Origin of the sequence: Parahaemophilus parainfluenzae, assembly GCF_001053575.1 — a bacterium.
Lineage (GTDB): Bacteria > Pseudomonadota > Gammaproteobacteria > Enterobacterales > Pasteurellaceae > Haemophilus_D > Haemophilus_D parainfluenzae_S.
This window is the reverse complement of sequence record NZ_JVSL01000011.1, coordinates 67,775-91,023: the sequence shown is the minus strand read 5'-3', so window position 1 is coordinate 91,023 and position 23,249 is coordinate 67,775. Positions and strand designations below refer to the sequence as shown.

Here is a 23,249-nt window from a genome sequence, read left to right as displayed (position 1 = left end):
TACTTTCCTACCACCCTGTATGGGTGGTTTTTTTTGCCTTTCAAATAGCTTATTCCCTAAACATCAAGTAAAATAACCGCACTTTTATTCATAACATCGAGAGAATTATGTCAACGCAATTTGTATATACGATGCACCGTGTCGGCAAAGTGGTGCCACCGAAGCGTCATATTTTGAAAGATATTTCTTTAAGCTTCTTCCCTGGTGCCAAAATCGGGGTGCTCGGCTTAAATGGTGCGGGTAAATCAACCCTTTTACGCATTATGGCGGGCGTGGATAAAGAGTTCGAAGGTGAAGCGCGTCCACAACCGGGTATTAAGATCGGTTATCTTCCACAGGAACCAAAACTTGATCCGCAACAAACTGTGCGTGAAGCGGTCGAAGAAGCCGTTTCTGAAGTAAAAAATGCACTGACTCGTTTAGATGAAGTTTATGCACTTTATGCCGATCCTGATGCGGATTTCGATAAACTAGCCGCAGAACAAGCAAACCTTGAAGCGATTATTCAAGCACATGATGGACATAATTTAGATAACCAATTAGAGCGTGCGGCTGATGCATTACGTTTACCGGATTGGGATGCCAAAATTGAGCATTTATCTGGTGGTGAGCGTCGTCGTGTGGCGCTTTGTCGTTTATTGCTCGAAAAACCAGACATGCTCTTATTAGACGAGCCAACCAACCACTTAGATGCGGAATCTGTAGCATGGTTAGAACGCTTCTTACATGACTACGAAGGTACTGTTGTGGCAATTACCCACGACCGTTACTTCTTAGATAACGTAGCAGGTTGGATCTTAGAGCTCGACCGTGGTGAAGGTATTCCTTGGGAAGGTAACTACTCTTCTTGGTTAGAGCAAAAAGAGAAACGCTTAGAGCAAGAACAAGCGGCTGAAAATGCACGCCAAAAATCGATTGCGAAAGAGTTAGAATGGGTACGCCAAAATCCTAAAGGCCGTCAAGCGAAAAGCAAAGCACGTATGGCGCGCTTCGATGAATTGAACTCTGGCGAATACCAAAAACGTAACGAGACTAACGAACTCTTTATTCCACCTGGTCCACGTTTAGGTGATAAAGTGATTGAGGTAGAACATCTCACTAAATCTTACGGCGATCGCACTTTAATTGATGATTTATCATTCAGCATTCCAAAAGGTGCTATCGTGGGTATTATCGGAGCAAACGGTGCAGGTAAATCAACCCTATTCCGTATGCTTTCAGGTCAAGAACAACCAGATAGCGGAACAATTACGATGGGCGAAACTGTGGTACTAGCCTCTGTCGATCAGTTCCGTGACTCAATGGATGATAAGAAAACAGTGTGGGAAGAAGTGTCTAATGGACAAGATATTCTCACTATTGGTAACTTTGAAATTCCAAGCCGTGCCTATGTTGGGCGCTTCAACTTCAAAGGCGTAGATCAACAAAAACGTGTGGGCGAATTATCGGGTGGTGAGCGTGGTCGTTTACACTTAGCTAAACTTCTACAACGTGGTGGTAACGTACTGTTATTGGACGAACCGACCAATGACTTAGACGTTGAAACCTTACGTGCATTAGAAAATGCGATCTTAGAATTCCCTGGTTGTGCAATGGTGATTTCCCATGACCGTTGGTTCTTAGACCGTATTGCGACTCATATTTTAGATTACGGTGATGAAGGTAAAGTCACTTTCTATGAAGGTAACTTCTCTGACTACGAAGAGTGGAAAAAGAAAACCTTAGGTGAAGCCTCAACACAACCACATCGTATTAAATATAAGCGTATTGCAAAATAAGAAATTAAAGTGCGGTCGCTTTTGACCGCACTTTCCTTTTACATCTGGAGTGATTATGTTAATTTATTTGCACATTGTTTGTGCATTTTTAAGTTTAGGATTATTAATTATCCGTGGGGGAATGCAATTAAGTGGGAAAAATTGGCGAGCAATTAAACTGCTAAAAATTTTACCGCACTTAGTTGATACACTGTTAATTGCAAGCGGTTTATCGATGTTTTTCTTGTTCGGCTATCAGTTACAAAGCTGGCTTGTCATGAAAATCATCATGCTTGTGCTTTATATCTTCTTCTCGGCTAAATATTTTAGTCGTAAAGCAGTCAATCCAAACAGTGCATTTTTAGCATTTGCCTTGTTAAGTTTCTTAGGTGCAATGTTCTTTGCTTACCAACCAAACTTTATGGAAGGCTAATTATGAAAAAATCCATCTTCAATTGAAGATGGATTTTTTGTCTTATCTTAACCACCGGCTAATTTTACTTTAAACCCTTTTTGTTCTAAAAGTTGTTTAAGTAAATCGCGTTTTTCACCTTGAATCTCAATATTGCCGTCTTTAACTGAACCACCACAACCACAACGTTTTTTCAGCTCAGCAGCTAACTTTTTCAATTCATCATCTGATAAATCTAGCCCAGTAATCACTGAAACGCCTGCGCCTTTTCGACCACTGGTTTGTTTTTGGATACGAACCACACCATCACCTTTAGGGCGTTGTACTGGCTGCTTTTGCTCTTTAATTCTACCGACTTCGGTAGAATAAACTAAAGTACTCTCTGCCATATTACAAAAGTGATGCATTAATTGAACGAAGCACTTCTGCTGGATTGTCAGCTTGAGTAATTGGGCGACCAATCACCAAATAATCAGAACCAGAACGGATAGCCGCAGCAGGAGTCATAACGCGACGTTGATCGCCAAAATCACTTCCAATTGGACGAATCCCTGGCGTGACTAATTTAAAATCAGGGCCACAAGTATTGCGTAAAATCTCCACTTCTTGTGGTGAACAAACGACGCCATCTAATCCCGCACGCTGTGTTAAATGCGCAAGACGTAATACATGCTCAAGTGGTGAAGAGTTAATACCGATTTGTAATAAATCCAAATCTTCCATACTGGTCAATACCGTTACAGCAATTAATAGAGGCGCATCTTTTCCATAAGGCTCGAGAATTTTCTTCGCCTCTTCCATCATTTTTAAACCACCACTAGCATGGACATCAACCATCCATACGCCTAAATCAGCCGCAGAACGCACAGCTCTTGCCACAGTATTCGGAATATCATGAAATTTTAGGTCGAGGAAAACATCAAATTGACGCTCATGTAATTGCTTAACGAAACTGGTTCCCAGTGTGGTAAACATTTCTTTACCCACTTTTAAACGGCATAAGCTTGGATCAATTTGATCCACGAGGGATAACGCTTCTGCTTCCGTTTCGTAATCCAATGCAACGATTACTTTGCTATTCATAATTTTACCTCACTGTGTCAATTAATTATGTTCTGGTTTGATGGTTTCCCACTGTTTGCAAGAAGGACAATTCCACATTAATTTATGGGTTTGATAACCGCAATTTGAGCAACGATAACCAAAGCCTTGCTTAATTCTCTCTCCGACCATTTTATGTAGCAAAATTAAGCTTTCTTTACCTCGCCCTTCCTCTGCATCATCAATTTGGAATTGAATAAAACGATGGAAAATAGATGTACTTGGATGTTTTGTGAGTTGTTGATAAAGCTTTGATTGCGCTGCACTCTTGCCATCTTTCTCTTCAATCACGCTTGCTAACATTAAATCGACTTTCGTATTGTTAATCTGCTGGCTGGCTCGAATCAAGAATAACTCAAAGTTATCTCTTTCTCCTAATTCATCATAACAATATTTGAGTGTTTTCAACACTTCTCCAATGTAAATTGGATTTTGATTAAGAATATTCTCCAAAAAATGAATGGCTTGACGGTAGTTTTTATCTGCCATTTCTAAGTCAGCAAGAAGCATTGATGCTCTCACACTCGTTGGAGATACATTCAACGCTTTTTGTAAAATACTGCGTTTTTCAACCGCACTTTCAAGTTCACCGCTTAAGGCATATTCACAATAACATTGTGCTAATTCCACATTATTTTCTTTAGGGGAAATTTTAGCTAGTTTCTCTGCAATATTAACGGCTTTTTTCCATTCTTTTGTTTTTTGGTAAATCACTAAAAGCTGTTGCAGTGCATTTTCAGCGAACTCTGGTTCGTCCACCATAATGATGTAAAGAGCTTCAGCACGGTCATAAAAACCCACCGCCATGAAATCCTTAGCAAGTTGCTGTTTAGCTAATAACTTTTGTTCGAAAGAATAATTGGGACTACGATCGAGGGCTTGATGGATTCTTAAAGCACGATCCACTTCGCCTCGAGAACGGAAAAGATTACCGAGTGTTAGCTCAGCTTCAAATTGAGAGTTGCTTTCAATTTCATTTTCTGTTTCTTGTTTTTGCAACATATCAAGAAACAAATCAACGGCTTTATCCGTTTGATTAGAAAGCAAAAAATTGACCCCCGTGACATAATCACGGGAGAGTTTATTACTCATATCTTCCTGATCTTTCTTGGCACTCCGATGCCCCATATACCAACCATAAGCGGCGGCTATTGGCAGAAGCAGAAAGAGTAATTCGAGCATTATACTGCCTTATCGCGAGTAGTCGTTAATTCGTTAATCTGTAATGTTTGACGTTTAACTTGACGCGCTAACGACATATTTTTGAATTTTAATTTTAAGTAAAAGAATCCGGTAATTAACCAACCTAAAATTAATCCAAAGCCAAATAAAATGGCAACTAATGTTGAAAGTTGGAATTGGCTTTCAGCAACAATGTAGTTAAAGGTGATTACTTGATCATTATTTGCTCCTATAGTTACCGCAACAAGTACGATAGCCAATACAATAATGAGCCCAAGAATATATTTAATCATCACAATCTCCTTTGTTAAGAATAGGTTCATTATGCCAAAATTTGTAATAAAAAACGACACCTAAGTGTCGTTTTATTGATATCGATTGAATGTTTAAGCAAAAACATTTACGCGATCTTTTAATTCTTTACCTGCTTTAAAGTGCGGTACAGATTTCGCATCTAATTTTACAGAATCACCGGTTTTAGGATTACGGCCAACTCGTGGTTGACGATGGTGTAAAGAGAAGCTACCAAAACCACGAACTTCAATACGATTACCTTCTTCTAAAGATTGTGCAATGAGTTCAAGAATATCCTTTACAATACCTTCTACTTCTTTTGCGGATAAAGTTGGGTGCTTTGTTGATAGATTTTCAATTAGTTCAGATTTAGTCATCGTCAACTCTCCTTTAAATTTATATTTAAACTTGTTATTAAGACTTACAGGTAATGCATTAGTTCATAATAAATTACCGCTAAATCCTTGTTAATTATAGCTGGTAGTAATAAGGCTGAGTCCATGACCCAGCCTTATTCATGTGAATTAATTATTCACCTTTAGCTGCTTTGAAAGCTTCAGCCATTGCGTTTGGAATAGCAACATCTTCTTGTTTGTTATTCACGTTTGCAACTGCAGCTGCTTCTTCAGCTTGATCTTTCGCTTTTACAGACAAGTGAACGATACGTGCTTTACGATCAACACCAGTGTATTTCGCTTCAACTACATCACCTGCTGCAACTTCGTTTGTTAAGTCTGCTGCACGGATATAACCTTCAACGCCACCTGCTAATTCAACTTTAGCACCTTTAGCGTCAGCTTCAACAACAGTTGCAGAAATTACTGCGCCTTTTTTGTTGATTGCTACGAAGTTGTTGAATGGATCATCTTCAAGTTGTTTGATACCTAAAGAAATACGTTCTTTCACTGCGTCTACTGCTAATACTACTGCAGAAACTTCGTCACCTTTTTTGTAGTTACGAACTGCTTCTTCACCTGCAACATTCCAAGAAATGTCAGATAAGTGAACTAAACCGTCGATACCACCTTCAAGACCGATGAAGATACCGAAATCAGTGATTGATTTGATTTTACCAGTAACTTTGTCGCCCTTGTTGTGAGTTTCAGCGAATTGAGTCCATGGGTTAGGTTTGCATTGTTTTAAACCTAAAGAAATACGACGACGTTCTTCGTCAACTTCTAACACCATTACTTCAACTGTATCGCCAAGGCTTACAACTTTAGATGGGTGGATGTTTTTGTTAGTCCAATCCATTTCAGAAACGTGAACTAAACCTTCAACACCATCTAAGATTTCAACGAAACAGCCGTAGTCAGTTAAGTTAGTTACTTTACCAGTTAATTTGCTGTTTACTGGGTGGTTTTCAGAGATAGCAACCCAAGGATCTTGACCTAATTGTTTTAAGCCTAAAGATACACGAGTACGATCTTTGTCAAATTTTAATACTTTAACAGTTACTTCGTCGCCTACATTCACGATTTCGCTTGGGTGTTTAACACGTTTCCAAGCCATATCAGTGATGTGTAATAAACCGTCAACGCCACCTAAATCTACGAATGCACCGTAGTCAGTTAAGTTTTTAACGATACCTTTAACTTCTGAACCTTCAGCTAGGTTCTCAAGGATTTGTTCACGTTCTTGGCTGTTTTCAGATTCGATCACTGCACGACGAGAAACAACAACGTTGTTACGTTTTTGATCTAATTTGATTACTTTGAATTCTAATTCTTTACCAAGTAGATGATCAGCTTCACGTGCAGGACGTGTATCAACTAATGAACCTGGTAAGAATGCACGAACACCGTTTAACTCAACTGTGAAACCGCCTTTCACTTTACCGTTGATTAAACCGATAACGGTCGCTTTATCTTCGTAAGCTTTTTCTAATTCAATCCAAGATTCATGACGAACAGCTTTCTCACGAGAAAGTTTAGTTTCGCCGTAACCATCTTCAACTGCATCTAAAGCTACGTTTACTGTGTCGCCAACTTTAACTTCAAGTTCACCTTGAGCGTTTTGGAATTCAGCAACAGGAATTGCAGATTCAGATTTTAAGCCTGCATCAACAAGTACAAAGCCTTTTTGAATAGCAACAACAGTACCGCTAACGATTGAACCTTGACGGGTTTCAAGGCCTTTTAATGATTCTTCAAAGAGTTGAGCAAAAGATTCTGACATATAAATAATCTTCTTAATTTAAGTTAATAACATCCACATTAAGATCCATAAAATGCGGGGTTGAGGATAAATGTCTATTCTTCCTTGAATAAACAGTTAAATCGAAATTGACGCTTTTTGTTGAATATAATCCAACGCTTGAGCAATGACTTCATCAATACTCAATGTTGTACTATCTAACAACAAAGCATCGTCAGCCGGTTTCAATGGCGCAACCTCACGATTTCTATCGCGAAAATCACGTTCTTGTATCTCGGCTAAAATCTGTGCAAAGTTACCATTAATTCCCTTATTTTGCAACTGTTTATAGCGTCTTTTTGCACGTTCTTCCGCACTTGCATCTAAAAACAGTTTAACTTGTGCATTTGGGAAAACCACGGTTCCCATATCTCGCCCGTCCGCAATCAGGCCATCATTTTTGCCAAAATCCTGCTGAAGTTGCAGTAAAGCTGACCGCACTTTTGGGAAAACTGCCACTTTTGAGGCGGCTTCCGCCACTTCTTGCGTACGGATCAAATGGCTCACATCCATTCCACCTAAAAGCACATTGACTTCTCCATTCTTTGGAATGAACTGAATATCTAAATGACGTGCTAACTCCGCTAATCCTTCTTCATCGGTTAAGTCTGCATGGCGTTTCAGTGCAGCCAATGCCGTCACGCGATAAATTGCACCACTATCTAATAAGGTAAAACCTAACTTCTCTGCCAATGCGTAACAAAGCGTTCCTTTCCCTGCTCCGCTTGGGCCATCAACAGTAATAATCATACCCATAAAAATCTCCAGCCAAAATAATAATGTGGAGAATTTTACCTTATTCTCCGTATTATTGCTTTTTAAATTTTATTAGCTAGAGCCACTGTGGAATTAAGTAGCACTCTTGTCCCATTTTGACACCATTCATCGGTAATATTTTCTGCCTCGTTATGGCTTAATCCATTAACACAAGGAATAAATATCATTGATGTTGGAAATTTATGATTTAATTGACAAGCATCATGACCAGCTCCAGAAACAATATACTCCCAAGAATAACCTAATGAATCACAACTTTCTTGGACCGTTTTAATCAACTCCGAATTAAATTTAACTGGAGATAAAGAAACAACTTTCTTAATATCCAACACTAAATTATTTTCTCGAGCAATATCATTCAAAATCTGATAAATTTCCCTCTCTATATTTATTAAACTTTGTTCATTAGGATGACGAACCTCTAGCGTAAAATAAGCTTCACCTGGGATTACATTGGGTGAATTTGGCGTTAATTTAATCTGGCCAACAGTCATACGCCCCTGATTCACCACTTCTCTCAAACCTAATTTATTAAATTTAACTATTGCATTTGCCATGCCTACTGATGCATCTTGACGCATATTCATTGGCGTAGTTCCAGCGTGAGAAGATAACCCCGTCAATGTGATTTGATACCAGTTCTGTCCTAATGCACCAGTTACTACACCTATTTCAGTCTGATTATTTTCTAGAACAGGACCTTGCTCGATATGAAGCTCTAATAAAGCATAAGGATGATATGATGAAAAATCATCTGTGCCTAAATAGTTAATATTATTTAAAGCTTCCTCTACTGAAATACCGTCCTTATCTTTTTCAGATAATGCAGCTGTAAGAGATAAATTACCTATAAAAACTGAAGCTCCCATCATAGCAGGAGAAAATCTAGCCCCTTCTTCATTTGTCCACATAACAAGATCAATTGGTCGCTCAGTTTCAATGTTATAATCATTTAATGACAATAACACTTCTAATCCAGCTAACACCCCATAAATACCATCGTAACGGCCACCTAATGGTTGAGAATCACCATGAGAACCAATTAATATTGGCGCTAATTGGTTATCCTTTCCACTACGGCGAATAAAAATATTACCAATTGCATCTATTCTTATCAAAAAGCCAGCATCTTTGGAAAGTTTAATCAAATAATCTCTTGCAAGTTTATCCTCATTACTTAATGCAAGTCTTGTTACACCATTTAAGGGGGTTTTCCCAAATTGAGAAAAAACATCTAACAAATGAAGTAATCTTGAATTATTAACATCCATGTTATTCCTCATTTTTAGCCGACTCTTCTTGTAATCGATATCTAAAATCACAAAAGCCATCACCATTCATGACTGTATGAGGTCGACTTAAACTCACATTTGGTGCATATCCCTCAATAAATTTGCTATCTCGATTACAAGAAAGCAGGAAACCAATTTCTTCTAATCCCATTTCTTTATACATTTCAGCATAACGGCAACGATGTACATTATAATCATATTTATAATGATCATTATTAATAACCTCTATACGTAATGCATCATCCTTTTCCCATAAATATTGTAAGGCCACAAAGCTCTCTACACTCGTACCATTAGGTTCTCGTTTGGCATATTCCTTTCCTGCATCAATTGCAGCATTAGCTACAGCTTCCTCTATGATTGATTTAGCTTTATCTAAACCAAATTCACGTTTCATTATTTCATAAATAGGTTTAATTATCTCTGCTTCAATTTTACGTTGCTGTAAAATACCAATCTCGACAAACTCAGGAAAATCTTTATTCATTTTCACTCCTTTAAATTACAAAATCGTTACGTAAAATTTCATTATTAATAAATCGACGAATTCGAGGATCATCATTATTTCTTAACTCACTTGGAGTTTGTAAAAATGCTATTTCACCAGAATCCATAAACGCAATTTTATCTGATACCCGCATTGCAAATTGCATCTCATGGCTCACAATAATCATTGTCATTCCTTCTTTTGCAAGTTCTTCCATAACAAGTAATACTTCTCCAACTAGTGTAGGATCCAATGCCGAAGTTGGCTCATCAAAAAGCATAATTTTAGGTTTCATCACCAAAGCTCTTGCAATAGCTACTCGCTGTTGTTGTCCACCCGATAATTGATGTGGATATTTATTGGCATGTTGCAACATTCCCACTTTATCAAGCATAGCTAAAGCCAATAATCGAGTCTCATCTTTAGGCTTATTATGATACTCAGGAGCAAGGAGAAGATTTTCTAACACTGTCTTATGCGGAAATAAATTATAATTTTGGAATACCATTCCTAAATTCACAATTTTACCCACTGAATTTGAAACAAAATGGCTACCATTGATAAAGTCCTCCCCTTCTAATTTGATACTTCCTTCATCTAACGACTCTAAACCATTAATACTTCGAATTAACGTTGTTTTACCAGATCCTGAGTAACCAATAATAGAAAGTACCTCACCCCATTTTAAAGAAAGATCAATACCTTTTAGAACTTGTACGCCGTTAAAGGATTTTTTTACCCCATACACACTCAATGCTTCATCGCTATTAGCATGTTCAGTTTTTAAAATGCTATAAGGTGCTAACGCTGACTTATCGATAGTAACCTCACTATTGTTTTCATTTTTTATTGAAGATACATCCAGTTTATTTTCAACTTTTTTTAGCACCCAGGATAAGAAACTCACGATAACAATGTAATAAAATGCAACTGCGAGCAAAGTTTCTAATACTAAAAAATTACGTGTATAAAGCTGTTGTCCTACCAGTAAAATCTCAGTTAAAGAAATAACCGAAACAAGAGAGGTTAATTTGACAATTGTAATATATTGGTTGGTCAGTGGGGGTAAAGCTACTTTTAATGCCTGCGGAATAATAATTAAACGTTGAAGCCCCCAGAATCGAATTCCTAATACTTTACCTGCTTCATATTGACCTTTAGGTATAGAGGATAAGGCTCCACGATGAATTTCTGCTATATAAGCAGATTCACTGAGCACCATAGCAATTAAACCTGCAATAAATGGATTTGATAATAAAACAGAACTAGCACTCCAGAATTGAGGTACATTATAGATAAAAATTAATAACACTAATAAAGGTAAACTACGAAACAACCAGATATAAGTATTCGAAAATTTATTAACTAGTTTTTTATTCGATTGAGTTCCAAGCGCAAGAAAAAATCCCCAAATAACAGCAAAGATCCAAGTTAATGTACTTAACTCAAATACGGTTAAAACAGCTTTCCAGAAATCAGTATTTACGAATAAGCTTGCTAAATATGACCAATTAAAACCTTTTGATATCGTTTTATCATTTCCATTTTCACTAGCTAGAATCGCATTATCTAAGGCATTTTCTAGTCCATTTTGTTTTAATAATGCTTCATTTGGAAACTCAAGGTTATATTTTCTTAGTAATTTTTCATATGAACCATCTGCTAAAGTATCTTTTATCGCATGTGCAATAACAGCCTTACCTGATAAGTCATTCTTATTAAAAGCAAGCCCAATCAATACCGGATATAACTGTTCTTTATTTGTAATTTTTAAACGATCACCTAATTGATTAATCACCATCTGTGCAACAGCTGCATCTTCATACTGGACATCAACACCACCAGATAAAAGTGCTTGGGCCGCCTCTGGCGCACTCGGATACTCTTTCACAATAAGCGGTTTTAGATTTTTAGGCGCACAATACTTCTCTGAAACCTCATTCATCGTTGGAATCCAAGCTGCACCTTTCATTGAAGAAATGCTTTTACCACAAAGATCCTCTAGTTTTTGTGGAGAAAAGCTATCGTTACCTCGGACAACAAGAACGCCTCCAGTTTGTAAATAAGGGAGAAAATCAACTTGCTTCGCACGTTGAGGATTAACATATAAAGCTGAAGCGACAAGATCATAATGTCCAGCATTTAATCCAATAATAATATTTTCAATTCGAGTGTCTTTAAACTCGACTGGACGATTCAGATTTTTTCCAAGTAATCGCATTAAATCAGGATCAAATCCGCTAGCCTCTTTATTATCTAAGTAAGCATAAGGAGCATAAGTTAAATCAATTCCTACTCGTAAAGGGCTTGCGTCATTAGCTTGTGAAAAGAAAGAAAACAATAACAGCAATCCTCCCACAAGAGTTTTATGTATGATGTTTAGCATTTTGATAATCCTTTTATTATTATAAAAAATAAGCCTCCATTAACGGAGGCTTTTGATTTTATGTGTTTTATAAGAGGCTATCTAATAACTGATTTCCCTATTATATAATGATTTTATATATAAGCTTACAATCTATCTATCATGCCCAACACCAATGCCGAGGATTGCTTTGCTGCAAGTGGGAGAAATTCTTCAAATGACATACTCGCTTCGCCATCGCCTGCATCTGAAATGGCTCGAACGACCACAAAAGGTACGTTAAAGGCATGACAAACTTGTGCAATCGCGGTTGCTTCCATTTCTACGGCTGTCACATTGGGAAAGTCAGCTTTAATTTGAGCAATTTTTTCTTCACTATTAATAAAACTATCGCCCGAGCAAATTAAACCACGTTTTACATTTTGCCCTTGTGATTGTGCAATTTCATCGGCTAAATCCGCTAATTGTTTATCTGAAAGAAAAGCCGCTGGATTTGCGGGTAACTGACCTTTTTCATAACCAAATGCCGTCACATCGGCATCGTGATAGCGGGTTTCATCGGAAATAACAATATCCCCTACCTTTAAGCCTTTTGCAACACCACCTGCTGAGCCCGTATTTAAAACCACATCCGGTTTAGCCAATTGTAATAAAGCGGTAGTGCCAATAGCTGCCGAGACTTTACCAATCCCAGATTGTAATAATGCGACTTCTTTACCATTAATTTTGCCTTCAAAAATGACCGCACTTGCAACTTTTGTTTCTTTTTTATCTGTCATTAATTGGGATAAAATTTCCACTTCTTGTGCCATTGCACCAACAATCCCGATTTTCATTATTTTTTCCTTTCTTGTTCGAGTTTATTCACTAAAAAATCTAATACTGCTACGCCATAATCATCGTTATACAGCGTACTCGCGGTGAGCACATATTTTCCGCCCACAACCACATAAGGGAAAGTAAAGACACCATATTCTTCTGTCAAATAAATGGCGTTACTCACATCCTCTTTCACTTCTTTGGAATGGACGACCTTATTAAATTCAGCTTTACTAATCCCTTGTGAGACGACCCATTCACGCATCTTATCTAATGTGGATAATTCGGTATAGCGTGCCTTTTCAGAGGTTTCAAATAACAGCGTATCTGACAACTCGCCTACTTTTAAACGTTGTAAGGTATAAAATATTGTCGCTGAAAATTTTGCTTCATTCGTAGCAACTGGGTATTCATCTAATGCCACTTTATTTGGGCGAATTTGGCTATAAAGCTGCAAGATGTCTTGGGCTGAAGAACAAACTCGACAGTCATAATCAAAGAAAAACTGGATCGGAATTTTACGATCGCTTCTTTTGGCTTGTTCAATGGGTTCTTGATATGAAAAATAATCTCGACCATCTTCAAACTGTACGACATTCGCTGGCGGCAAGTGTGGTGGATTTTTAGCAGAAAAATCCTTTGCACTGACTTCGCCGAATGCGACATTCGTCACACTCAGCAATATCATTGCAAAGGATCCTTTTAATAATTTATTCTGCCAAACTTTTTTCATAAATTAACCAATTGGTTCAATATAATCGACTAATAATTGGAGGTTTCGATTTCCACGAAACTCATTAATTTCTAACTTATAAGCAAATTTTGCCTGCTTAATCGACAAGTCGGGATAATACCGAGTATCGATATTAAACGCAATGGCATCTAATAATGGACCACCATTTTTAGGCTCAACAAGCATTTTTAAATGATTTTGATTTTGTCCGATTGCACGTTGGTCAAAAATTTTAAATTCACCATCAAAAACAGGCTCAGGAAAGGCTTGTCCCCAAGGACCGCCAGATTTTATCACTTCTGCCGTTTCAATACTAAATTCATTTGCTTGAAGTTCGCCATCCGTCCAAATCACACCTTGTAATTGATCTTCATTTAACCAATCTTGCACCGTTTGATTAAAAATCTTTTGAAAATCAGGGAAAAAGCTTTCTTTAATGCTTAATCCTGCTGCCATGGCATGACCGCCAAATTTTAAAATCATATCAGGATGTTGGGAATGGATGCGCTCTAATACATCGCGCATATGCAAGCCTTCAATTGAACGCGCAGAACCTTTTAAAATACCTTCTTGATCTTGCGCAAAGGCAATAACTGGTCGATGGTATTGATCTTTAATACGAGAGGCCACTATGCCTAATACACCTTGATGCCAATCTGGCTGGAATAAGGCTATTCCCATCGGTAATTCATCAGAAAGTGCGGTGAGATTTCGGCAAATTTCTAAGGCCTCTAACTTCATGCCCTGCTCAATTTCTTTTCGAGCCTGATTTAAACTGTCCAAATCCAAGGCTTGTGCTCTTGCCTCTTGCATACTTTCTGCAAGTAATAACTCCACACCAACAGACATATTATCTAATCGACCCGCAGCATTTAAACGGGGTGCAATCGCAAAGCCTAAATCAGCTGAACAAAGTTTTTCAACTTCCCGATTAGCCACTTCGGCGAGAGCAATGATTCCTGGACGACAACGCTTCGCACGAATTCGCATCAACCCTTGATAAGCTAAAATACGGTTATTTTGATCAAGAGGAACAACGTCTGCAATTGTGCCGAGCGCAACTAAATCCAATAACTCAGTAAAATTAGGTTGTGTTTCAGCCGTAAAAGTACCCAATTCGCGAAATTTAGCACGCAAAGCGAGCATTAAATAAAACGCCACACCTACGCCGGCTAAACATTTTGAAGGGAAATCACATTGTTGCAAATTTGGATTAACAATGGCATCAGCATTCGGCAGGATTTCTGGTGGCAAGTGATGATCGGTAATCAATACCTTCACACCCTGCTCTTTTAAATACGCCACGCCCTCAAAAGACGATACTCCGTTATCTACCGTCATTAATAACTGCACGCCTTTTTCCATTGCCATTTCAGCAACAGGCACACTCAAACCATAGCCTTGCTCAAAACGATTTGGCACAAGATATTCTACATCAGTAAAGCCAAGCATACGTAAAGCTAATACTGAAAGTGCCGTACTGGTTGCTCCATCGGCATCAAAATCACCGACGATAACAATCTTTTGTTGCTGTTGATAAGCTTCAACCAATAAATCTACGGCTTGTTGAATACCATGTAATTGATTAGGGTTCAGCATTGATTGCAAAGTGCGGTCTAATTCTTGGCTATTTTTAATATGGCGAGAACGATAGAGACGATCGAGTAAAGCATTATCTGAAACAGGATTTCCGGCAGGAATTTCACGACGTTTGATGAGTTTTTTCACGGTGTTTTGTTATTTAAAATTATCATCCAAAGAAACTACAATATGCACTTTGATGATATGAATATTTTAAGGGCGTATATCATACGCCCTCACTACTAACAATTATTGTGCTGATTCTTGTAACACAGCTAATAAATCTTGAGGTTTTAAATATCCCCCAAGCATTTCACCTGTTGAAGTCACAATACTTGGCGTACCTTTCACACCAAGTTGTACACCTAAATCATACTGTTTTTTCACAATGTTAGGTGTTTTCAATTCTTTTGGTAAGTTACCTTTTTCTGCTTCGTTCAATGCAAATACAGGATCTTTCGCTGTCCAAATGGCTTCCATTTGGCGAGCAGTTTCATTCATTCCAGCACGTGGGAATGCAAGATAACGAACGGTAATACCTAAATCATTATATTCTTTCACTTGTTGATGAAGAATATGACAATAATGACAAGTAATATCCATGAATACGGTCACAACATATTTTTCATTTTTTGCCGGATAAATGATCATTTCGTTTTTTAACGCATTCACTTTATCCGCTAAAAGTTTACCAGCCACATCAACTGGGCCTTTATTTGTTAATTCATACATTTTGCCTTGCAAAACATATTGACCATTTTCACTTACATATAAAATGCCTTGATCAGTCACCGCTGTTTTAAGGCCTTTTACCGGTGAATCTTTCACTTCAATATTTTTCGCACCCAATGCTTGTAATTTCGATTTAATCTCAGCATCAGTCGCCATCGCAGTGGCAGAAGCAGTGATTAAAAGTGCGGTCAGTAATTTTTTCATTTTTATTCCTAAATATCTAAACAACAAAGATTAGAATTATAAATGGATCGATGATTTGTGCAAGCTAAACTACCCAAAAAACTGAAAATGACTTATACTTCTGCCGCTTATAGAGGTTTATTTATTATGTTTGAAATTAATCCAATCAAAAACAAAATCGCCGATCTTTCCGAGCGCACTTCTGTGCTTCGGGGGTATCTTTGACTTCGATGCAAAAGTTGAGCGTTTAGAAGAAGTTAATGCCGAATTAGAACAACCCGATGTGTGGAATGATCCTGAAAAAGCCCAAGCGCTAGGGAAAGAACGTGTTTCACTTGAACAAGTGGTTGATACTATCAAGAATTTAGAACAAGGTTTAGAGGATGTTGAAGGGCTTCTTGAATTAGCCGTTGAAGCTGAAGATGAAGAGACCTTTAATGAAGCCGTTGCTGAATTAGACGAACTTGAACAACAACTTGCAAAATTAGAATTCCGCCGTATGTTTAGCGGTGAACATGATGCATGCGATTGTTATGTCGATTTACAAGCGGGTTCCGGTGGTACAGAAGCGCAGGACTGGACAGAAATGTTACTTCGCATGTACCTTCGATGGGCTGAAAGCAAAGGCTTTAAAACAGAATTAATGGAAGTCTCTGATGGTGATGTCGCAGGTTTAAAATCCGCGACGATTCGTGTCAGCGGCGAATATGCTTTCGGTTGGTTACGTACTGAAACCGGTATTCATCGTTTAGTGCGCAAAAGTCCATTCGACTCCAATAACCGTCGTCATACATCATTTGCAGCAGCTTTCGTTTATCCTGAAATTGATGACGATATTGATATTGAAATCAATCCGGCTGATTTACGTATTGACGTTTACCGTGCATCCGGTGCGGGTGGTCAGCACGTCAATAAAACTGAAAGTGCGGTGCGTATTACTCACATGCCAAGTGGGATTGTTGTGCAATGTCAAAACGATCGTTCTCAGCACAAAAATAAAGATCAAGCCATGAAGCAGTTGAAAGCAAAATTGTATGAGCTTGAGTTACAAAAGAAAAATGCGGATAAACAAGCGATGGAAGATAATAAATCGGATATCGGTTGGGGTAGCCAAATTCGTTCTTATGTACTAGATGATGCGCGCATTAAGGATCTCCGCACAGGCGTGGAAAATCGTAATACACAAGCCGTACTGGATGGCGATCTTGATCGCTTTATTGAGGCAAGCTTGAAAGCGGGACTTTAATCATCTCTTTTATACAAAAAAGTGCGGTCAATTTTAACCGCACTTTTTTATTACACCTCTTCTTTTTCTTTCAGTTTATTCTTGCCTAACACGGCATCTTTCATCACCGTCAGCAATTCTTTTTGCACATGAGAAAGTTTTGGTTTTTCCGACTTTTCAAATGCCAGTGGGCGACAAAACTCCATAGCCTTAATGCCCAATCGAGCCGTCAATAATCCCACGCCAATCCCCTGCGCTGCTCGTGCAGAAAGTTTCGCGGTAATATCTTGCGAAAGCCAATCCATTCCTAAATCTTGCACGATTTCAGTCGCACCAGCAAAAGCAAGATTCACTAACACCATTCTGAGCAAACGAAGACGGGTAAAATACCCAAGCTCAATCCCATAAATCGTTGCAATTTTATTGATTAAACGAATATTTCGCCAAGCAATAAAAAACATATCAATAACGGCCAAAGGACTAATTGCCACAATCACTGCGGATTCTGCCGACATTTTCGTAATCAGTTTTTTCGCTTTTTGATCAAAAGACTGTAACACCGTCTTACTAAATAAATGGGTGACTTCGCGAGCAGAATAACTTTCATTCAGCTGTTTTTCCCATTGGACAATTGAGGGATGTTGTGAATCCAATTTTAAGGTATCGGCAATCGATAAACACAAGGCTCTTCCTTGCTCACTATCCTGCACTGAAAAAACTTGATGATTTTTAACCGCACTTTCACCTATTAATCGCTGACTTTGTTCTTGTAAATTCAAACGCTTTTTGAGTTTTACCAAACGTCGCCATTCTGCGATGATTTCAGATAAACCAAACATCACCACAACGAAACTCACCAAGGCAAAAGCAAGGTAAATCCATTGTTGATTTTGATAACTGTCCCAAATCCATTGAACAGATTGCGCAACCGTAGCCCCTAAAAATAAAAGTGCGGTCAATTTTAAAGCCGTTTTCCAACCACTCGATTTAGGCTTCACAATTTGCTCAAATTGCTCATCCAACAACTCCCCTTCTAAAGGTTCATTATCAATGGTTGTTTCAACATTATAAAATTCCTGCTTAGGCAGAATTTCTTCCTCTTCTGGTTGTTGAGATTGTGTGAAAATTTGTTTTGTCATTATTCTTTCCAATAAAAATAGAAATGGTATTTTACTTCGAATTTCTTTAGCAAATCTTAAATGGCTGAAATAAAAAAGCAATATTGACTAGAAAATAAAATGAGCTACTATAGTCATGTCCACAATTAGTTTATCTAATGTGTTAAGTTTTAACTGTTAACTAACTAGAAGGATCTTTTCATGAAGAAACTTATCGCCACTGCGGTACTCTCCGCATGTTCCATGACTTACGCCAATACCGACATTCCAAACTACAATACCGATTCTCATCTGTATGAATTCACTCAAACTTATGATTTAGTTGTGCCAAAAGGTTCGCAAGGACAAGCGAATCTGTGGGTACCTTTACCGTTTAATGGCGAATATCAACAGGTAAAATCTATCCATTTTGAAGGTAACTATTTGGATGCCTATGTAACAGAAAACAACAAATATGGTGCGAAAACGCTCTTTGCAACTTGGGATAAAGATGCACAAAAACGCGATTTAAAAATCACAATGGTGATTGAAACCAAAGATCGTGAACCAATGGTTAAAGGTGCATTAGAAAATTACAAACCACCAAAAGATATTCACTATTCTGTTGATGTACAAGAATATTTAAAACCGACTCAACATATTAAAACTGATGGCATTGTGAAACAGTTCGCCGATAAAATTGTGGGCACTGAAACTAATCCATTGAAAAAAGCTGAGTTGATTCACCAATGGATCGTCAACAATATGGAACGTGATAATTCTGTTTTAGGCTGTGGCGATGGTGATGTAGAAAAAATTCTGACTACTGGTGTGTTAAAAGGTAAATGTACTGATATTAACTCTGTTTTCGTTGCACTTGCTCGTGCCAGCGGTATTCCTGCTCGTGAAATTTTCGGTATTCGTTTAGGTGCAGCGGATAAAATGGGCAAATACTCTAAAGGTGCATTCGGTAGTGCGGACGAACATGGCGTAGCAAATGTAAGCGGTGGTCAGCATTGTCGTGCTGAATTCTATCTTGCGGGATTTGGTTGGGTGCCTGTTGATTCTGCAGACGTAGCAAAAATGCGTTTAGCAGAGAAAAAATCTGTTGATGATAAAGATACACAAGCCGTTGCCAAATACTTATTCGGTAATTGGGAAGCAAACTGGGTAGGCTTTAACCATGCTCGCGACTTCGATTTATATCCGCAACCAGAACTTGCTCCACTCAATAACTTTGGCTATCCGTATGCCGAAGTAGGTGGTGACCCGTTAAATTCCTTTGACCCGAAAGAATTTAAGTATGACTACGTCTCTAAAAAGCTCTAATAAATCTTTTTGGGTTGCGATTGCCACCGCACTAAGCGCTGCGGTGGCATCAACCTTGTGCTGCATTGCGCCTTTAATCTATTTAGTTTTTGGCGTGTCATCCACATGGTTGATTGGCTTGGGTGAATATGATTATTTACGCATTCCTATGCTTATCGTTTCATTATGCGCCTTTGCCTACGGCTTTTGGTTGCTAATGTTTTCCAAAAAAATCATTTGCAGCAAATACATTTCCCGTAAAAAGCTCATTGTTTTGTATTGGATTGTATTTATCATCATGCTCTTTTTCTTAACTTATCCAACTATTTTACCGTGGATTTTAGAGCTTTCTAATTAGGAACAAAAAATGAAGAAATTAACGACCGCACTTTTGCTTTCATTATTCACCATCTCTGTTGCGCAAGCGGAAGAAACAAAGCAAGTTGTGCTAAAAGTGAATGAAATGAACTGCCAGCTTTGTGCTTATTTAGTGAACAAAGAGTTACGCAATATTGATGGCGTGATTTCCACTAAAGCCTCCATTAAAGATAGAACTGTGACTGTTGTAGAAGATCCAAAAGTTGCTGATGAGCAGTTAATTAATGCAATTCATAAATTGGAATATACGGCGGAAGTGGTGAAGTAATTTAAGATTGAATGTTTTTATGATAAGGTACCCTCACCTTGCAGATTTAGACTATATTTTTAAAAATCTTAATTCTTTATTATCAAGTCTTTCTCTTATATCTGGGTAAATAACAGTAATCATACCTTCAATTCCTTTTCTTAAATAAGATTCAGATAAACTTAATGCCTTACATATATATTTGACTTCAAGTTCTGTTTTCACCCCTAATCCTCTTTCTCCTGGTGCCACATGGTAGAACCCCATGGGGAAAGAGTGAGCATTTGCTGATAACAGCTTATACCATAGCCTAAATTCTCTTTTATTAAATCCGCTTCGTTCTTCAATATCTTCCCTACTCAACATAAAAGCACTTTTCCCTTGCAAGTATCTATTTCGCTCCTTTTCGGGTAATGAATTAAAAAAAGAATCTTGTTGTATTTTATCTAAGATGAATTCTAAGCAATTTTCTTTATCATGTTGGAACTGGGTTGCTAAAGGCACTTCATTTAAATGCCCGAAGAGCTGTTTTCTTGAATAGTAATCATGTAAATCAAAAATATTTTTTCTCGTTTGTCTTTCTTCATTAGATACGTTATCAAAGCATAAATAAAACAAAGAATGATAACACTCCATTAAATTCCGTGTTAAACCAAATGTTGAAGCATAGTCCCAGTTTTCTAGGACATATTTTGTTGGAACATCTTGCTGAGTGAGTCTTTGTATGCTTTGAGCAATAACACACATTCTTGCAAATAAAATACAAGCAAATGTCATTTGAAATCCTGTAGATTTTCTATAAGCACCCAATACAGAAACTTTTCTTGCTATTTTTAATGTTTTTGAAAATCTTTTGTAAGATTGTTCAAAATCTATATCATTCATAATATTTTCCCATAGAACCTAGCTAACTCTGTTTTAAACAATAACAAAAGTGCGGTCAAAATTGACCGCACTTTTTTGTCTTTAAGAATCGACTTATTTAATCACGCCACATGCCATACGTGGGCCGCCACCGCCAAGTGGAGCTGGGTGATCAGAGTGGTTATCACCACCAGCGTGAATCATAATAGAATGACCACGAACTTCATCTAATTTTTTAAGACGTGGCGCTAAAACAGGATTAGTTGCTGTACCATCATGTAATACAGTTAAAGCAGGTAAGTCACCTAAGTGAGCATCATCTTGCCATGGATAACCATGTTGTTTTGCACCTTTAGGATCCCAGTGACCGCCAGCCGCTAAACCCGCTGTTAATTTACCGTCTTTTTCTTTTGGATCACAGCTTGGATTTTCATGAATGTGGAAACCATGTAAACCTTCAGCTAAACCTTGTAGATTTGGTGTAAACACTAAACCATAATTTGATTCGGTAATCGTTACAGTCCCTACATCTTTGTTACCATTTGCAGGATCTAATTGTTGTACTTTTACTTCGATTGAAGGACCTGCTGGTTTTGCCATATGGTCATGTGCATTTGCCACGCCAGCAGCACAAATTCCGCTGATTGCTAATGCTAAGAGAGTTTTCATTTTCATCATAAGCTCCTTTACTTTAGAAAGACTCAAATTAATTCTACCTAAATACCAATAAAAAAATAGTGGTTTATATTAAATATTTGACAATTAAATTGATTTGACTTTTCTATCAATCAAACCTATCCGCCAATAAAAACTGTAAAACTGCATCCATTCTTAAATGCGGAATGCTTTCACCTTGTTGTAAAACTTGAGGTTCAAAGGAATCAAAATCAAAAGATTGTTTTGACCAGAACTCTGCATTAGGTAATTTACTTGGTACAGAACCCGGATAAAGCGTAATCAGTTGCTTATCTACAGAACGTACTCCTTGAATAGCTTTGATTTGTTTACCGTTTTGATTAACTAAAACTTGTTTTGTCGCACGAATCGCAGCAATTGCCGTGTATTCTGTATCAATCCCTTCAAATTCAACATGACGACCGCCCTCTTGTACCAATTGGCGCATCAGACTAATTAAGTTTTGAATTTGATCTGTTGTGATATGATCGGCTTTTGTTGCCACAAACATTAACTTATCAATATTCGGGGAAAATAAACGATTAAGTAAATTGCGTTTCCCATAATGGAAATTTTTGAAAAGCTGATTAAGCCCTGTTTGCATATCAATAAAAGCCTGTTGGCTATGATTCAGTGGCGTTAAGCAATCCGCTAAAATCACTTGGCGATCAAAAGTAGAAAAATGATTTTCATAAAAGCCTTTCACCACCTTATTACGATAATAATCATACCGCTTATTTAACACGGCAAAATAGCTATTGGATTTCGCCTCTTTTTTCAGTTTTAACCATTGTTCTTCCGACAAGTGCAATAATGGGAAAAATTGTAATACAGGTGCACCTTCTAATTCTCCAGGCAAGACGAATCGGCCTGGTTGAATAAATTGCATTCCTTCTGCTTTGCAGGCAAGCAAATAATCGGTATAAGATTTTGCAATCTGCGCTAAAACATCTTCATTGACGACCTCACTTAGGTCGAGTTTTTTCAGTTTATCCAACCAATTTTGTGCAAACTGCTGGCGAATACCTGATGTAATTTTGGCTTGTTCAAGTGACCATTGTTGAAAATCTAAATTCAGCAAAGGTAAATCCAATAGCCATTCACCAGGGTAATCAAAAATATCCAAATATAATGTGCCACGTTCTTTAAAATGGCGAAGTAAGCCTGATTGGCGTTCAAAACGAATAGCAAGGCGTGTTTCACTTACGCCTCGAGTAGATTGGCACCACTGTGGTGGATTATTCATTAAATCATTGAGATTCGCTTCATAATCAAAACGTGGAATAGTTAAATCCTGCTGAGGAACACGTTTTACCGCTAAAATAGATTGATTTCGGGCAGCCTCAAATAAAGGAAGATGTGCATTTCCCTCTTGATTAATATGTAACAATTGATTAATCAAACTCGTAATAAAGGCTGTTTTACCGCTTCGACTTAGCCCTGTCACAGCTAAACGTAAAGTGCGGTCAAATCCACGATTGATTATTTGATTAATTTCCCGATTAATTGATTTAAACATATCCTAAAAATCCAATAACTAGCCA

General features: G+C 37.8%; 24 protein-coding genes. 6 read left to right on the top strand and 18 right to left on the bottom strand.

Annotated elements, in window-relative coordinates; genetic code table 11:
• Positions 1 to 107: 107 nt before the first annotated feature.
• Positions 108 to 1,778, top strand: coding sequence for an energy-dependent translational throttle protein EttA (gene ettA, locus AC979_RS01100; protein ID WP_049372516.1), 1,671 nt, complete (start codon positions 108 to 110; stop codon positions 1,776 to 1,778).
• A gap of 55 nt (positions 1,779 to 1,833) precedes the next feature.
• On the top strand, positions 1,834 to 2,190 hold the full coding sequence (locus tag AC979_RS01095) for a SirB2 family protein (protein WP_049372515.1): 357 nt from the start codon (positions 1,834 to 1,836) through the stop codon (positions 2,188 to 2,190).
• A 47-nt stretch (positions 2,191 to 2,237) separates the two neighbouring features.
• Here AC979_RS01095 and yciH read toward each other — a convergent pair whose 3' ends face one another.
• The 14 genes from yciH to dsbC form a co-directional block, all read right to left on the bottom strand.
• Complete coding sequence (yciH, locus tag AC979_RS01090) at positions 2,238 to 2,558, bottom strand: stress response translation initiation inhibitor YciH (protein WP_049372514.1); 321 nt, start codon at positions 2,556 to 2,558, stop codon at positions 2,238 to 2,240.
• 1 nt (position 2,559) lies between these two features.
• Positions 2,560 to 3,252: an orotidine-5'-phosphate decarboxylase gene (pyrF, locus tag AC979_RS01085; RefSeq protein ID WP_049372513.1), complete on the bottom strand. Its 693-nt coding sequence runs from the start codon at positions 3,250 to 3,252 to the stop codon at positions 2,560 to 2,562.
• A gap of 21 nt (positions 3,253 to 3,273) precedes the next feature.
• Positions 3,274 to 4,452 carry a lipopolysaccharide assembly protein LapB gene (gene lapB, locus AC979_RS01080; RefSeq protein WP_049372512.1) on the bottom strand — a complete coding sequence of 393 codons (1,179 nt, stop codon included), beginning with the start codon at positions 4,450 to 4,452 and terminating at the stop codon, positions 3,274 to 3,276.
• Positions 4,452 to 4,745, bottom strand: coding sequence for a LapA family protein (locus tag AC979_RS01075; protein ID WP_005699471.1), 294 nt, complete (start codon positions 4,743 to 4,745; stop codon positions 4,452 to 4,454). Before AC979_RS01075 ends, lapB begins: the two co-directional genes overlap by 1 nt.
• A 93-nt stretch (positions 4,746 to 4,838) precedes the next feature.
• The gene (locus AC979_RS01070) at positions 4,839 to 5,123 is read right to left on the bottom strand and encodes an integration host factor subunit beta (RefSeq protein WP_005695916.1); all 285 of its coding nucleotides are present in this window, start codon (positions 5,121 to 5,123) and stop codon (positions 4,839 to 4,841) included.
• Positions 5,124 to 5,274: 151 nt separating this feature from the next.
• Positions 5,275 to 6,924 carry a 30S ribosomal protein S1 gene (rpsA, locus tag AC979_RS01065; RefSeq protein ID WP_049372511.1) on the bottom strand — a complete coding sequence of 550 codons (1,650 nt, stop codon included), beginning with the start codon at positions 6,922 to 6,924 and terminating at the stop codon, positions 5,275 to 5,277.
• Between the two features lie 96 nt (positions 6,925 to 7,020).
• Positions 7,021 to 7,698, bottom strand: coding sequence for a (d)CMP kinase (gene cmk / locus AC979_RS01060; RefSeq protein WP_049372510.1), 678 nt, complete (start codon positions 7,696 to 7,698; stop codon positions 7,021 to 7,023).
• 62 nt (positions 7,699 to 7,760) lie between these two features.
• Positions 7,761 to 8,990: a M20 family metallo-hydrolase gene (locus AC979_RS01055; RefSeq protein WP_049372509.1), complete on the bottom strand. Its 1,230-nt coding sequence runs from the start codon at positions 8,988 to 8,990 to the stop codon at positions 7,761 to 7,763.
• Between the two features lies 1 nt (position 8,991).
• Positions 8,992 to 9,498, bottom strand: coding sequence for an L-2-amino-thiazoline-4-carboxylic acid hydrolase (locus tag AC979_RS01050; protein ID WP_049369021.1), 507 nt, complete (start codon positions 9,496 to 9,498; stop codon positions 8,992 to 8,994).
• A gap of 10 nt (positions 9,499 to 9,508) precedes the next feature.
• Positions 9,509 to 11,884 carry an ABC transporter permease subunit gene (locus tag AC979_RS10210; protein WP_080971278.1) on the bottom strand — a complete coding sequence of 792 codons (2,376 nt, stop codon included), beginning with the start codon at positions 11,882 to 11,884 and terminating at the stop codon, positions 9,509 to 9,511.
• Between the two features lie 125 nt (positions 11,885 to 12,009).
• Entirely contained in the window at positions 12,010 to 12,699 is a 690-nt protein-coding gene (locus AC979_RS01040) for a 5'-methylthioadenosine/adenosylhomocysteine nucleosidase (RefSeq protein WP_049372508.1), read from the bottom strand.
• Positions 12,699 to 13,370 carry a thiol:disulfide interchange protein DsbA/DsbL gene (locus AC979_RS01035; protein ID WP_049372573.1) on the bottom strand — a complete coding sequence of 224 codons (672 nt, stop codon included), beginning with the start codon at positions 13,368 to 13,370 and terminating at the stop codon, positions 12,699 to 12,701. The genes AC979_RS01040 and AC979_RS01035 overlap by 1 nt, the downstream gene beginning before the upstream one ends.
• 48 nt (positions 13,371 to 13,418) lie before the next feature.
• Positions 13,419 to 15,143, bottom strand: coding sequence for a single-stranded-DNA-specific exonuclease RecJ (recJ, locus tag AC979_RS01030; RefSeq protein ID WP_049372507.1), 1,725 nt, complete (start codon positions 15,141 to 15,143; stop codon positions 13,419 to 13,421).
• Positions 15,144 to 15,245: 102 nt separating this feature from the next.
• A complete protein-coding gene (gene dsbC / locus AC979_RS01025) occupies positions 15,246 to 15,932 on the bottom strand; it encodes a bifunctional protein-disulfide isomerase/oxidoreductase DsbC (RefSeq protein ID WP_049369018.1) in 687 nt (228 codons plus the stop codon).
• Between the two features lie 126 nt (positions 15,933 to 16,058).
• On the opposite strand from dsbC, the gene prfB reads away from it, so the two are divergent.
• Positions 16,059 to 17,157 (top strand): peptide chain release factor 2 gene (gene prfB, locus AC979_RS10205; protein WP_111406587.1). Its coding sequence is split into 2 segments (ribosomal slippage): positions 16,059 to 16,133 and positions 16,135 to 17,157, totalling 1,098 coding nucleotides; the frame shifts between segments, so codons are not numbered across the junction.
• Positions 17,158 to 17,207: 50 nt separating this feature from the next.
• Here the strand turns inward: prfB and AC979_RS01015 are convergent.
• Positions 17,208 to 18,275 (bottom strand): TIGR01620 family protein, encoded by a 1,068-nt coding sequence (locus tag AC979_RS01015; RefSeq protein ID WP_049372505.1) that lies wholly within the window; start codon positions 18,273 to 18,275, stop codon positions 17,208 to 17,210.
• A gap of 180 nt (positions 18,276 to 18,455) precedes the next feature.
• Here AC979_RS01015 and AC979_RS01010 point away from each other — a divergent pair, with 180 nt between their 5' ends.
• Genes AC979_RS01010 through AC979_RS01000 form a run of 3 tightly spaced genes read left to right on the top strand, consistent with a single transcriptional unit; the run spans position 18,456 to position 20,187 of the window.
• Positions 18,456 to 19,562, top strand: a complete 1,107-nt coding sequence (locus AC979_RS01010; RefSeq protein WP_049372504.1) for a transglutaminase-like domain-containing protein — start codon at positions 18,456 to 18,458, stop codon at positions 19,560 to 19,562.
• Complete coding sequence (locus tag AC979_RS01005) at positions 19,537 to 19,899, top strand: mercuric transporter MerT family protein (RefSeq protein ID WP_049372503.1); 363 nt, start codon at positions 19,537 to 19,539, stop codon at positions 19,897 to 19,899. The genes AC979_RS01010 and AC979_RS01005 overlap by 26 nt, the downstream gene beginning before the upstream one ends.
• Positions 19,900 to 19,908: 9 nt before the next feature.
• Entirely contained in the window at positions 19,909 to 20,187 is a 279-nt protein-coding gene (locus AC979_RS01000) for a heavy-metal-associated domain-containing protein (RefSeq protein ID WP_049372502.1), read from the top strand.
• 51 nt (positions 20,188 to 20,238) lie between these two features.
• Here the strand turns inward: AC979_RS01000 and AC979_RS00995 are convergent, their stop codons facing one another.
• The 3 genes from AC979_RS00995 to AC979_RS00985 form a co-directional block, all read right to left on the bottom strand.
• Positions 20,239 to 21,051 carry a DUF5677 domain-containing protein gene (locus tag AC979_RS00995; protein WP_049372501.1) on the bottom strand — a complete coding sequence of 271 codons (813 nt, stop codon included), beginning with the start codon at positions 21,049 to 21,051 and terminating at the stop codon, positions 20,239 to 20,241.
• Between the two features lie 93 nt (positions 21,052 to 21,144).
• Positions 21,145 to 21,705: a superoxide dismutase family protein gene (gene sodC / locus AC979_RS00990; RefSeq protein WP_005695896.1), complete on the bottom strand. Its 561-nt coding sequence runs from the start codon at positions 21,703 to 21,705 to the stop codon at positions 21,145 to 21,147.
• A 109-nt stretch (positions 21,706 to 21,814) separates the two neighbouring features.
• A complete protein-coding gene (locus AC979_RS00985) occupies positions 21,815 to 23,224 on the bottom strand; it encodes a YcjX family protein (protein WP_049372500.1) in 1,410 nt (469 codons plus the stop codon).
• Positions 23,225 to 23,249 lie beyond the last annotated feature (25 nt).